A 13,599-nucleotide genomic window follows, 5' to 3' on the forward strand; every position below is an offset into this window, starting at 1 on the left:
ATAGTACTATGGCAGGATTGCATTTTGACATAACAGGTGATAATAGTAACTTTCTTCGTAAACTAGAAGAAGCAAGGCAGGGTGTTTCTCAGACTTCTAAGAAAATCGAATCGGAAGCAGGCTCAATAGAAGCGTACTTCAATAGGTTAGCAAAAGGAGCCGCTGCTTTAGGGATTGGTTTCTCTGCTACTCAGTTAATCAATGATATTGTAAAAGTCCGCGGTGAGTTCCAACAGCTTGAGATTGCTTTTGAAACTATGCTGAAAAGCAAAGATAAAGCATCTGCTTTGATGGCTCAACTCACAGAAACCGCCGCTAAAACTCCTTTTGATCTACAAAGCGTATCACAAGGCGCAAAACAGCTGCTTGCTTATGGAACTGCATCCGAAGAGGTGAATGATACTCTCATTCGTCTGGGAAATATTGCATCTGGTTTGTCTATTCCTCTTGGTGATTTAGTTTATTTGTACGGCACCACTCAAACTCAGGGCAGGTTATTCACGCAAGATGTACGTCAATTCATGGGACGTGGTATTCCTCTTGTGAAAGAATTGGCTGCTGAACTTGGTAAGACTGAACAACAAATCAACGAGATGGTTACTGCTGGGAAGATTGGGTTTCCAGCAGTAGAAAAAGTTATCCGTAATATGACGGATTCAAATGGGCAGTTTTATAATCTGATGGAGAAACAATCGGCATCGCTCACCGGGCAGATAAGTAATCTTGGCGATGCGTGGGATATGATGCTCAATAAGATTGGAACGGAAACACAAGGTATTGCTTCTGCTGGTATTTCCGCTGCTACATCACTGGTAGAGAATTATGAAACTGTTGGTAAGATTCTTGCGGGTTTGGTTGGGGTATATGGGACTTATCGAACTGCAATTATACTTCTCGATGCATGGAAAGCCAGAGATATAGCTCTTGATTATGCAAAACTTGTAATCACCGAGAAGCTAAAGATAGCTCAAGCAGCATTAAATGTAGTGACTAAAGCAAATCCTTATGTCTTGTTAGCTACTGCTATTGTCGGAGTTGTTGCAGCAATGTGGGCTTTTCGGGATTCCGCAACATCCGCAGAGAAAGCTCAACGTAAATTTAACGATGAGCAAGAAAGGTTTGCATCAAAAGAGGAAGAACGCAAACAGAAGATTGAAGAACTTATTCGAGTTATCCAAGATGAAACAGAAACAGAATACTCTAAGATAAAGGCATACGAAGAGTTGCAGCGTTATTCTCCCGCACTGGTTGCTGCATATACTCGTGAACAACTTGCCACGCTTGAACTTGCTAAATCGCAAAAAGTGCTCAATGAGGAAAGAGATAATATGAACTATGAGAATATCATTGCTAATGTCGGTCGTATCACTTACCAAATCAATGAACTCAATAGAAAAATGAGTATGGGTAATAACCAAGGCTTTTTCACGCAGAAAAAACTTAGTGGTGACAAAGAAGATCTTGAGTTGGAGTTGAAAAAATATAGAGAACAGCTTAATGAATATAATCGACTAAAAAAAGAAGCAGAAGAAAACGCAAAGCCCGTTGAAGTTAAATTAATGGAAGCGAAGAATAACCGTGAACAAATTTTGCAAGAGTTTCTTTCTGCCAAGATTACACTGGAAGAAGAGCAACGTAAAATCCAAGAATCAGGTTTCGGTGTTATTCCTATTGACGTACAGATACGATTTGATAATGCTAAAGCGCAACTTGCCAATATTGATACAACTGTCGCTTCACTAATTCAAAGCAAGTCAACTCAAACTTACAAAGAAGCCTATGATACTGCTAAAAAAGAATGGAAGGCAGCACAAAAAGCACTTGAAGAATCAAAGAAAAAGTCGAAAGAAGACTACGACAAGGCTAAAAAGGATTTAGGTGAAAAGGAAAAAGCTTACAATGATTTAGGTGGCGTCACCAACACTTCCAAGCAAGACTCCGCCTCCGAGAAACTGCGCAAAGAGCGAGAGAAGCTCACCCAAGAAATAGAAAAATCCGTCCAAGAGCGAAAAAAAGCCCTTATCCAATCTGAAATGGATATCCAACAGCAGCAAATAAACCTGATGGACGAAGGTTCAGAGAAAGAACTTGCCCAAATCCGACTCAACTATGATAAGCGTTATCAAGAGATAGTTAAAGAAGAACGGGACTTGCTCCAAAAGCTACAGGATGAAGAGCGCAAACAGTGGGAAAAGGATAATCCGGATTACGAAAAGAAGGGGTTAAAGTTTACTCCCAAAACCACCTCATTGTCTCCAGAACAGAAAGAAACGTTTGATAAAGAATACTCTTTAGCTTATCAGAAGCAGGAAAAAGACACCGAATCGTTACTTAAAAACCTATTGGCAAAGTATCGTGACTTCGATGCCCAAAGAACAGCCATCGAAAAGGAAGGCAACGATGATATAGCCGAACTCCAAACTAAGCGGACAAATGAGAATTCCATAGAGATAGACCGTGCCATTAAAGTAGTTCAAAAGAAGATAAAAGAAGGTATTCAGCAGGTAAATGATACTCAAGCCACAGAGGAAACGAAAGACAACCCTTTCTTGAAGAACCTCTTTGGTGATACTTCTCAAATGGCCTTTAACGACTTACAGAAGCTCATCGAACAGGCTAAATTATTACGTGAATACCTATCCGGCAATGGAGATGCGAAAGGTATTACGTTTATTTCCCCCGAACAATTAGCACTTATTGAGAAAAGTCCCGAAGAACTGGATAAACTAAATAAAGGACTTGATAATCTACTCAAGGGAGATGGTAAAACCAATGAATGGGATGAAATATTTGACTGTTTCACCAAAGGAATAGCCAAGTTGAAATCTGCCAAAGGATTCAAAGAAGTTTCCGAAGGTATGCAAGATATTGGTAAATCAGCTTCGGTAGCCGCCGATATGGTAGGAGGTGTAGCTGGCAGTCTTTCCTCCATGTTTGAGGAAATGGGCAATGCCGGAGCTGCTGACGCAATGAGTGGTGTTCAAGATGCAATGAACGCAATCTCTAACATCGGGCAAGGTTTCGCAAAAGGTGGTATTGTTGGTGGTATCGCAGCCGCAGTCGGTGAAGCGGCCAACTTCATTGGGAAAGCATTTGCAGCCAACGCTCGCCATAAGGCTGCTCTTAGGGAGATAATGAATGAAACCATTGCTCAACAAAGAGAGTACAATCTTCTTCTGATGCAACAGAATCTGGAGTATGAGAAAGCCGCTACTATTTTCGGTACTGATACCTATGGTAAAGCTGCCAATGCTGTAACGGTCATGAAAGAAGCTGTAGCTGACTTGAATGATGAGTTGAGAGGTAGTGGAAAGTATGAAGGTGGATATGCTTTCTCTATTAAAAATGGACTGGTAGATACTTTATCACAGGCTCAGCGTGCTATGATGAACGCTTATGCTGGGCTTGCTGATATCGAAATCAAGACTGGGCACAAGAAGACCGGTTTGTTCGGTTGGGGTAAAGGGAAAGATATTTACTCCTCAATACTTGATGTGTATCCGCAGCTGGTAGATGCTAACGGAAAGTTTGATAAGAGTTTAGCTGAAACAATTATCAATACCCGTACAATGTCCGATGATAGTAAAAATGCCCTGCAAAACATGATTGACCTTGCTAATCAAGCAGAAGCGGCTTATGATGAATTAAATAGCTACATGACAAATATCTTCGGTAGCCTTGGTGAATCAATGACCGACGCCCTTGTAAATGCCTTTGTGAGTGGGACAGATGCGGCACAAACGTTTATAGATTCGGTTTCTGATATGCTTGAAACGCTTGCTAAGCAGATGGTGTATTCTGTTACCCTCGCCCCATTGATGGAAAAGGCTCAAAAGGAGATGATGGATATTATGCAGAGTACTGGACTATCTGATGAAGATAAGTTCAAAAAATGGACTGGGATTCTCAATAATCTTGTAGGTGATGCCGTTGACCAGCAAGAATTAGCTAATCGCTTGTTAGAAGAATATCAGAAGTCGGCAGCAGATAAGGGATTCGATATACTCAAACCTGATTCATCTTCTCAAGAAGAAGCAACAAAAAAAGGCTTTCAAACTATGTCCCAAGATACTGGCGAAGAACTCAACGGACGCTTCACTGCCTTGCAGATATCCAATGAGGAAATTAAGAATTCAATGCTATCCATGCTCGTATATGTAAACATCATATCTGTATCGGTGAGCAATAACAGTATTACTCTTACTGAGATTAAAAACTTGATGATATCCTCCAATAGCTATCTTGAAGATATATCTGGCTATACAAAGAAGATGTTAGAGACTTTCGGAAACAAACTTGATAGCATTAATAAAAATATAGAGAAAGCATTATGACAGGAGAATTATTCATAAATGGTAAAGATGCCTACACTACTTGGGGAATCAGCTTGGATGATACCGCATTGTCCGCCTTGATGACACCTGTTCCTAATAAAGAACTAATCGAGAATAAATCAAGGTTAGAGCATGGAAAGAGAATTGTGCCTTCCAATCCAAAGCTTGATGAACGGGCTTTGACTTTGCAGATAAATCTCATAGCATCTGATAAAGATATATTCTTTGCAAGATATAATAGCTTCTGTGAGGAATTAGCTACTGGTATACTTGATATTAAAACCAAGTATCAACCGGGCGTGGTATATCACACAATTTATTTGTCATGCCAACAATTTAGTCAATTCATGCAGGGGATAGGAAAGTTTGTACTCAAATTGAACGAACCTAATCCTATTAATAGAAACTTATGATAGACATCAAAGACATATCCGGCAAAGTACGTTTCTCCACTCCGATAAATGAAGGAAGTAAACGTAAATTCACCCTCCAAAAAGAGGACTACATTACTTTGAAGTTCTCTCTTGATACCCCTATATACTTTAAGTTAGGTGACTATGTAGAGGATTCCCGTTTCGGGCGATTTGAACTTGTGGATTTACAGAAGCCTACATTCAATAACTCGACAGGTGGATATGACTATGAACTTCGCCTGGATGCCTATTACTGGAAATGGAAAAACAAGATATTCAAATTAACACCGGAAGTTGGAGGGCAAGAAGCGTCTTGGAACCTCACTGCTTCACTGGATGTACAGATGGGTGTATTTCTCCGCAATCTTAAAGCTCTTGGTTACAAATATGGAGAAAGAAATTTTGAGTTTGACATAGACAGTACAGTAGAGAATTCAGCCAAGTTAATGACCTATGACAGCGTTAACATGCTGGATGCTCTCACCAATCTTGCGCAAGCTTGGGAGTGCGAATGGTGGGTAACGGACCATACAATTCATTTCGGACGTTGTGAGTTCGGTGCGGCCGTAGATTTTAAGCTAGGTGACAACGTAGAGACAATGGATAGAAGTGATAGCCAAACGGCTTATGCTACCCGTGTCTACGCTTTCGGCTCTACAAGAAACATCCCTACCAATTATCGCCCTGTTGACGAAAGTGTAGTTGTGAACGGTGTAGTACAAAGAAGATTGATGCTCCCTGTTGGTACTCCGTACATTGATGCTTATCCTGACATGAGCACCGAAGAAGCTATCGAGGATATAGTAGTATTCGAAGATGTATATCCCAAGCGCATTGGCACGGTTTCTGATATTACCACCCATGAGTACACGGATAAAATAGAGGAAGAAGGCAAACCGGATGTAATCAAGAAGTGGAACGCTTACCGATTCAAAGATAGTGGTATTACTTTCTCAGAAGATTATGTTCTTCCTGGTCAAGAACTGAAAATTGTCTTTCAATCCGGATCACTCAACGGTATGGAGTTTGCTGTTACCTTCAACCCATGCGACAAAGAAGGTGGTGAGAAAGCCCAACCCGAAAAGAACGAGGACGGCTCTTGGAATCCACTCGCTCAGGTATGGGAGATTGTACGTAATGAAGACTACGGGCGTCCGTTACCTGATGAAGTACTTCGTCCACAAGGTGAACACATGGAAGGAAATGTATTGGTACCTGCTGATACCTATATTCTTTCAGGATTCGATACCAAGTTTGTTTCTGACGCCATGATCCCGGCAGCAGAACAAGAACTAAAGGAAAAGGCTCAGAAGTATGTAGAGAAGTCAAAGATAGACCCTTCTACTTACAGTTGTAAGATGATGTCTGATCGTATGATTAACGAGGACGGCACTCCCAAACTCTTTGAAGCAGGAGACAAGGTAAACCTTATCAATGAAGCCTTCTTCGAGACTGGTAGCCGCCAATCCCGTATCATCGGATTTGAGTATAACCTTGATTATCCTTGGGATTCTCCTGTATATACTATTGGTGAGACGGCTTCTTATTCCCGTATAGGTGATATTGAAGATAAGCTGGAATCACTCACCTACAAAGGTCAGACCTATGTAGGCAGTGGGGGAGGCGGAGTGTATCTGATTACATCGAATGACAGCACACCTGCAACGGACAGGAATGCTTATTCTGCTAAAAGGGCATTGAGGCAATTTTTAAATAAGACTGCCGACGACCGTACCGATCACTCCTTAGAAATAGGTGGTGAGTTGACGGTAGAGGGGTTGATAAAGACACTGAGCGGCATACTTCTTGGCAAGAATGGCAGAGGCATTACCGTAAATGACGTAGGCATTGTTACCGCTATTTTTGACGAATTGAAGAATGTATCAAGTATCACTTCTCCCGATTTCTCTTCAGGTCCATTCGGTTCCGGCTATCTCCTAAAAGTGAATCCCAAAACGGGAAAATCCTATTTTGAGGTTGACGAAGCCTATTTCCGTCTGAAAGCTGTTTTTGAGATGCTCGAAATCAAGCATCTTTCGCATGTAGGTGGTCGTGTTGTCCTTTCTCCTGCTGGAATGGAGTGCATTAAAGTAGAAGAAGTTGCGGCTAACAATGAACCGCTATATGACAGTACAGGCGATCAATTGCTTGATTCCAACAATGAGGAGTTGCTTGCACCTGTATTTGACGGTTCAACCGCTTATCGTTGTTATTTCAAGCAGACCGACGGCGAAAAAGAAATTGTTAATGAATTTGCTGTAGGTGATTTGGCGCAATGCCGTGAGTTCAATGTCAAGTCGGGGGTATCTACCGGTGTGAGCAACCAATACTATTGGAGAAGAGTTACCGGAACCGGCTCCGATTATATCGACCTTTCCAAGACAGTCTGCGATACCGGCAGTATGATACCTTTGGCTGGTGATACGATTGTCACAGTCGGCAATGACACCGATAAGGACAGGCAGCACGTTGTATTCCTTTCATCATATGATGAGGATGCACCCAGTATTAAACTTTATTCCGGCATAAACAACTTCTCCATGAAAGGTCGAGAGGTGACCGTCATATCTCCTAATGCCGACAAGAACCTGTTTACCGGACAGATGGTTATCAAGCCCGGCTCTACAGGATTTGAGAATCTTACGGATGCTCCCGATATAGGTGCCATACAAGAAGACATTAAAGACGCTCAATCCGCTGCATCCGATGCCAAGATATCAGCCGATAAAGTACAGGGTAGCGTTACCGATCTGAATAAATACGTGGACGGTGCTTTTGCGGATGGCATTATTTCCGAATCCGAAGCCAAGGCAATAGAAAAGTACATTAACATCGTCAACAGCGAAAAGTCCACCGCTGATTCAAGCTATCTTCAGTTGTATTCGAACCCTTATCTTGAAGGTTTTGCAAAAGTGTCCTTGATGAATGCCAAATCTTCCTTGTCAGATGCTACTACCACACTGATTAACTCGATTAATACCGCTATCGCCGACGGAAAGACTACAATTGCCGAAAAGAATGATGTTGATTCGAAATACGGACTGTTCAATCAGGCTTATGGCATTTTCTATGAAGCTGTAGAATCAGCGAACAAGTCCATTCAGAACAAACTGAAATCTTATGCTGACAATGCGCAGAAAGCAGCAGATGAAGCGAACAATAATGCATCTACGGCTATGGAAAGTGCCAATAATGCCAGTGCTGCCGTTTCTGACTTGAACGAGTATGTTGATGGTGCCTTTGCTGACGGAATTATTTCCGAAGCGGAAGCCAAGTCTATCGAGAAATATATCAATGCGGTCAATGCCACTAAAAATGAAGTGGAGGCGACCTATGACGTATTGTACTCCAATTTGTTTCTTGAAGGTACTGCCAAAACCGGGTTGTCAACCGCCAAGACTGATTTCACGACATCCGTCAGCAATCTGATAGCCGCTATACAAGCCGCCATCGCAGATGGCAAGACGACTAATGCGGAGAAGGATAACGTAGACTCTAAATACACCCTGTTCAGTAATGCGTATGCCGCCATGAAGACAGCTATTGAGAATGCTAACAAATCTATACAGGAGAAGATTCGTGCATTGGCTGCTTCTGATGCAGTAAAGGAGGCGGTATCACAAATAGAGAAAGTTACTGTTGCCGCCAAGAATGATGTCGCAAAGCAAATGGGCTATGCCGACTATGCAGCCATGCAGTCTGCCGCAGTTAAAGGTAACACGCTCATAACAGGCGGCAAGATAAATACGTCTCTAATCGAGGCTGATTTGATTGTTACTACTGCCTTGATAGCGAGCGCTATCAAAGCATCATCCTTAAATATCAATGATAAATTCATTGTTTACAAAGACGGTTCTGTTGACTTGCAGGGCATTTTGCACTCGATCGGACCGAACACGGAAGTTATCATATCTGACGGCTATCTGAGAATTCTGTATAATGGTGCGGATGTCATGCGGCTTGCGGTGAATCAGACTACAGGCATGCCGGAACTGAATATGAGGTCGGGTAATAAGACGCTGTTCGCATCTCCCGACCAACTCGTGTTCGGTTTCGGTTCGGGTAACAGCTTTCTGAGTCTCAGACCAGAGGACATCGGAGCCGGAAGCATAAGAAAGAACAGTGACGGCACTCTGGTTGTGACAAACAGCGTGGTAACTGTCATTACAGTCAGTATATCCTGCTCTCCGCAGGAAGGTGGTACTACCAGTCCGTCACCTTCTCCTTTGTTGATGAGGAACCAAGGGGAAACGGAATATGTCGAAGCCTTCCCTAATGCCGGGTATCAGTTTGACCGTTGGAGTGACGGTGGCGCCCAAAGGCATCTTGTGACATGGGACAAGTCGGGCAAGTCCGTCACCGCCTATTTCACTAAGTTACAAGTCCAGCGATACACTGTAACCTTGAAGGCGTCACCTGTTGGTGGTGGCAGTGTCTCGGGTGGTGGCATTGCCGATGCTGGTACAGTGAGAGCCGTATCTGCCATACCGGGTAGCGGGTATCGCTTTGTAGAATGGTCGGACAAAGGCAGTGCATCCCATAATGTGACGTGGGACGGAGACAAGACGTTGACGGCATATTTTGAAGCATATGCCGTTACAGGTGATGAAATATTTCTGGGCACCAATTTACAGGATAATACCTATATCACTAAATACAAGCAAGGCACATCCGGTCTTTTTTATGTAGCTGTATCGAATGGTAAAATGCAAATGTCGTATATGGGTACAAATATAGACTGGATAAATAATACCGGATGGGTGCTTTTCAATAAGGGGAATCTTGGAAGTAAGCTTCTGAAAGGTCATAAATACAGACTCCGCTTTACAGCAATCACTCCTTCTTATACGGCTACAGCTATTGCCGGCATAGGCACATTCAATACGTCCACTGGTGAACTGGAAAGCGATATTACGCTTCAGAATGAAATTATATATGGAGATGAAGTGACGACGGTTGCAAAAGAGTTTATCCTTGACCTTACTCCGAGACGTGACAGCACGGTGAACGACTCCCTGTATGTTTGCTTCATTCCTCCGGGCACAGGCTGCGTTGTCAATGTGAAGGACATTTCATTAAAGGAGATATAGTGATGAAAAAGATTATGGTAACGGTATTGCTTGTTGTATCCATGACCGGATGTACAGGAATTGTTCCCAGTTCTTTGGTGGATGGTGATACAGTCCATGACAGCCTTGTAATCAAGGTTGACACGATAACAAACGGACAAGATTACGAATTTGATTTTGATATTAAACTTTAAAGACAACAAATATGGGAGTACTGGATTATACTACTGCAAAAACAAATGAATTGCTGAAGAAATGCGATAACATGCCGGAAGGTGGTTCCTCGGGCAAGACGCCCGTCCTCGAAACAGGAGAAACAACAACGCTTGCCGCTGGGGATAATGCGACATCTACGGTTGTGCGTGCTGGCGAAGACGCGTCCGGCAATCCGAAGTACAAGCTCAACTTTGGCATACCCAAAGGTAAGGATGGTACCGGTGGCAGTGGCGGCGGAGTGGCTGATCCGGTGGACTGGGATCATGTACAGAATAAGCCATCTTGGGTTAACAGAGGCTCAAAACCCGAATATACGGCTACGGAAGTGGGTGCGTTACCATCTACAACAACAATACCGTCCAAAACAAGCGAATTGGATAATGACAGTGATTTCGTCAAGACAACAAATTTAAAGACCATTAATGGTAATAGTATCGTAGGTGTCGGAAATATCGAAATTACAGGCTCCGGCGGTGGCATTGCCGACGCTCCCCTTGATGGCAAGTCCTATGTGCGCAAAAGTGGCGCATGGTCTTTGTCGGATATTGTCGATGTATCGGATATAATCAACAATGTCGGGTCGGATGATACACTGCCTACAGATGATATCAACAGGTTAAAAGAATATATTATCAATGGCAGATTCCCTTGTACCAATACAGGGGATGGTTTTGCTATGTTCACACCCGTACTGACTGAAGCCTATATAATCCTTACTGTGTTTGCGCCTTACGGTGGCACTATGAGGAGAATGGATTGGATGGTCGATTTGTTAACGAGAAAGGTTACTACTAATATGTATAACTATCCTAGCACGGAAGATATGAGTCAGTCGGTTTCCTTGGTTAACTATGCCAAGAAAACATCTTATTCTGCAATTACCGTGGATGATACTATTAACGATGCCATCGGTAAACTGGAAGCCGGGCTAGGAGGTGGTGGGTCAAACAACACTTATATCTTGCCATCTGCAATACTTGACTTGACAGACGAGAGTTCTTCTGCCGAAATACTTACTGCATTTGGTGGGGAAAGTGCACTTGAAGACATTTTTACAGCCTTGCAATCAAAAAAGTGTTTTTATCTTATAGACTTAAAAAACAGTATTAAACCTATATCTATCCCTGTTAGTATAACATTTCAGAAAATAAGCACGCTTATTTCAGTGGGCATAGGATGTACGGTACCGGGGATAGGTCTAAAAAGTTCAATTTACTACGAAATGGAGTTGCAAGGTAGCATGCTCAAGCCATCTTTCAGCAGTCGGAAGATTTACCCTAAAGGCTATCCTTTGAATATGGGGCTTTATTCCTTAATGGCTTCCTCCACTTCTGCTGAGATTAGTGCTGCATTAGGCGGTGAAAGTGGACTGAAAGAGATAATCAAGGCGGCAAATGACGGGAACAGGTTTATCATTACCGGAATGATGGATTTAGCAAAATGCAGAACTGAGATATCCATTATATATGGTCTTGAGGAAAATGGAAGCATGACTGTAATGTTTTCCGGGGTTGGTTATGGGCTCTTTGGTGGTGCATTGGGAGGCTTATTAGTGATTACATTCGATAAGGCATCCGAGACATTTACAGCAACAGCCGTCAATATTAAAACGGAGTAACAAATAAAAAAACTGTTCTGCTCATAGCGAATAAGATAGGGTAAAACAATAGGATAATGATGCAATAAAGGTAGTATTAACAATTAAATAGAGAAAGGAAAATGAAAGGGTTAAATGAATTGTTTGTAGTCGGTTGGATGCTTTTCGGCATCTATATCGAGGTGTTTATTATGATACTAGCTGACCTATGGAGTGGCGTTCGTAAAGCCAAGATACGTGGTGAAATACGATCCAGTTTTATGTACAAGAAGACTATTGACAAGATTGCCCGTTATTACAATGCTCTGATTGCTTTGACAGTGATCGATGTCATGCAGATGGGTGGTGTATGGTATTTGGACGGTTATTATGAATGGTCTATACCTATATTCCCGATAGTTACACTTCTTGGCGCACTTGGTATCTCATTGGTTGAATTGAAATCCATCTACGAGAAGGCTGACGAGAAGGTAAAGGGTGATTACAAGGATGTAGCTGTTCTTGTTGCCGAGATTGCTAAACACAAAACAGACCCGTCCGAGATAGCTGCTGCTGTAGTTGAGTATATGAAATGTAGAGAAAAGGAGGAAACTAAATGAGTAGAGGTTTAAGAAATTGTAACCCCGGAAACATCCGTATAACTAAGGATAAATGGCAGGGACTAAGGGCAAATCAGGAAGATAAATCATTCTTCCAGTTTACTGAAATGAAATGGGGATATCGCGCACTGATTCGTACTTTACAGAATTACCGTCTTAAATGGGGTTGCCAAACGATAGCGGATTTCATTAACCGTTGGGCGCCAGCTACAGAGAATAATACATCGGGCTATATTAGTCGTGTATGCAGAGAAATGCAGGTTCCTACTAGCTATATACCCGATATTAACGATATGGGTACTATGTGTGCATTTGCTGCTGCTATTTCACTCGTTGAGAACGGAGTGCCGGCTGTGATGGCAGATATAGAAGAAGGATGGAGGTTGCTATGAAAGCTCTGCCTTGGATATTAGTAGTACTGCTGCTCATAGCATGTGTAGTCGCTTGGTTCCGTCCACAAGAAGCAAAGGAAACGATCAGAACTGAGACGAAAATACAGACGGTTGTTAGATATGATACCATCCTTATTTCTGCACCGATAGCGATGTTCCTTACATTCACCAATGACACCATACAGATCGGTGATACGGTTGTGCAGCGTGAACAGGCTTATTACGAAGATAGTCTTTACCGGGCGTGGGTGAGTGGGTATCGTCCGAGACTGGATAGCTTGCAGGTGTTTCCGAAGACCGTGTATCAGACTGTGACGAATGATGTTTATCATACCATCATTCAGAAGAAGAAGCGATGGGGGCTTGGATTACAAGCCGGATATGGTTATCCAAGTGGGGTTTATGTCGGCGTTGGTGTGAGTTATAATTTGTGGCAGTGGTAAAGAAGTAGAAGTCATTTTATAGCGATAAGAGATGCCTCGGGTCGAAAGATTCTGAGATTTTTAATGCTCATGATTAAACTTCTAGTATCTTTGCGAAAAAAGATATCATGAAAGTTAAACAGGAATATGAACGAATGCCAGCCAATGAGGTTTGGAATGTAGTAGTAGCTTATATCAATAAGAACAAACAATTTTTGTCTACCACTGATATTAAATACAATGCCAAGGTTATAAGTGACTCTATAGAATACAAAGGAGGCAAGGAAGGAAGTAATAGAGCTACGGAAGGAGAATCTATTAGTAAGAATCAATTTATTTCCGCATTCAGGCAAGCTCGCGATCTGGAATGTATCAATACTCAAAATGTCAAACCATTCATTAATAGAAAGCAAAGCCCATTTGTTGGTTTACTAAAGTCTGCCGGCATTATTGAGTGAGAGAATAGTTAAGGCAGCCCAATAAGCTGCCTTTCTCTTTGCCCTTTTTCAAAAACATTTCCTTTATTTGTCATTCACAAAACATTCTTTTCATTCATA

The 13,599-nt window shown here is 42.2% G+C and carries 9 protein-coding genes; all 9 read left to right on the forward strand.

Going from position 1 to position 13,599, the window contains the following annotated elements:
- Positions 1 to 8 precede the first annotated feature (8 nt).
- The 9 genes from Q1W14_RS10305 (at position 9) to Q1W14_RS10345 (ending at position 13,500) form a co-directional block, all read left to right on the forward strand.
- Positions 9 to 4,334 (forward strand): tape measure protein, encoded by a 4,326-nt coding sequence (locus Q1W14_RS10305; RefSeq protein WP_300701320.1) that lies wholly within the window; start codon positions 9 to 11, stop codon positions 4,332 to 4,334.
- Entirely contained in the window at positions 4,331 to 4,747 is a 417-nt protein-coding gene (locus Q1W14_RS10310; protein WP_300701321.1) for a hypothetical protein, read from the forward strand. The genes Q1W14_RS10305 and Q1W14_RS10310 overlap by 4 nt, the downstream gene beginning before the upstream one ends.
- On the forward strand, positions 4,744 to 9,837 hold the full coding sequence (locus tag Q1W14_RS10315) for a hypothetical protein (RefSeq protein WP_300701322.1): 5,094 nt from the start codon (positions 4,744 to 4,746) through the stop codon (positions 9,835 to 9,837). Before Q1W14_RS10310 ends, Q1W14_RS10315 begins: the two co-directional genes overlap by 4 nt.
- A gap of 2 nt (positions 9,838 to 9,839) precedes the next feature.
- Positions 9,840 to 10,010, forward strand: coding sequence for a hypothetical protein (locus Q1W14_RS10320; protein ID WP_300701323.1), 171 nt, complete (start codon positions 9,840 to 9,842; stop codon positions 10,008 to 10,010).
- Between the two features lie 11 nt (positions 10,011 to 10,021).
- On the forward strand, positions 10,022 to 11,650 hold the full coding sequence (locus tag Q1W14_RS10325) for a hypothetical protein (RefSeq protein WP_300701324.1): 1,629 nt from the start codon (positions 10,022 to 10,024) through the stop codon (positions 11,648 to 11,650).
- Positions 11,651 to 11,751: 101 nt separating this feature from the next.
- Positions 11,752 to 12,228 carry a phage holin family protein gene (locus Q1W14_RS10330; RefSeq protein ID WP_300701325.1) on the forward strand — a complete coding sequence of 159 codons (477 nt, stop codon included), beginning with the start codon at positions 11,752 to 11,754 and terminating at the stop codon, positions 12,226 to 12,228.
- Entirely contained in the window at positions 12,225 to 12,620 is a 396-nt protein-coding gene (locus tag Q1W14_RS10335) for a structural protein P5 (protein WP_300701326.1), read from the forward strand. Before Q1W14_RS10330 ends, Q1W14_RS10335 begins: the two co-directional genes overlap by 4 nt.
- Entirely contained in the window at positions 12,617 to 13,063 is a 447-nt protein-coding gene (locus tag Q1W14_RS10340; RefSeq protein WP_300701327.1) for a DUF6808 domain-containing protein, read from the forward strand. The genes Q1W14_RS10335 and Q1W14_RS10340 overlap by 4 nt, the downstream gene beginning before the upstream one ends.
- A 107-nt stretch (positions 13,064 to 13,170) precedes the next feature.
- Positions 13,171 to 13,500, forward strand: coding sequence for a hypothetical protein (locus Q1W14_RS10345; RefSeq protein WP_300701328.1), 330 nt, complete (start codon positions 13,171 to 13,173; stop codon positions 13,498 to 13,500).
- Positions 13,501 to 13,599 lie beyond the last annotated feature (99 nt).

It is taken from the genome of Bacteroides sp. (assembly GCF_030151085.1).
GTDB lineage: Bacteria > Bacteroidota > Bacteroidia > Bacteroidales > Bacteroidaceae > Bacteroides.

What these genes read in the sequence shown, in the direction of transcription:
- Q1W14_RS10305 (WP_300701320.1), top strand. Translation starts at nt 9, where the DNA reads ATGGCAGGATTGCATTTTGACATAACAGGTGATAATAGTAACTTTCTT.
- Q1W14_RS10310 (WP_300701321.1), top strand. Translation starts at nt 4,331, where the DNA reads ATGACAGGAGAATTATTCATAAATGGTAAAGATGCCTACACTACTTGG.
- Q1W14_RS10315 (WP_300701322.1), top strand. Translation starts at nt 4,744, where the DNA reads ATGATAGACATCAAAGACATATCCGGCAAAGTACGTTTCTCCACTCCG.
- Q1W14_RS10320 (WP_300701323.1), top strand. Translation starts at nt 9,840, where the DNA reads ATGAAAAAGATTATGGTAACGGTATTGCTTGTTGTATCCATGACCGGA.
- Q1W14_RS10325 (WP_300701324.1), top strand. Translation starts at nt 10,022, where the DNA reads ATGGGAGTACTGGATTATACTACTGCAAAAACAAATGAATTGCTGAAG.
- Q1W14_RS10330 (WP_300701325.1), top strand. Translation starts at nt 11,752, where the DNA reads ATGAAAGGGTTAAATGAATTGTTTGTAGTCGGTTGGATGCTTTTCGGC.
- Q1W14_RS10335 (WP_300701326.1), top strand. Translation starts at nt 12,225, where the DNA reads ATGAGTAGAGGTTTAAGAAATTGTAACCCCGGAAACATCCGTATAACT.
- Q1W14_RS10340 (WP_300701327.1), top strand. Translation starts at nt 12,617, where the DNA reads ATGAAAGCTCTGCCTTGGATATTAGTAGTACTGCTGCTCATAGCATGT.
- Q1W14_RS10345 (WP_300701328.1), top strand. Translation starts at nt 13,171, where the DNA reads ATGAAAGTTAAACAGGAATATGAACGAATGCCAGCCAATGAGGTTTGG.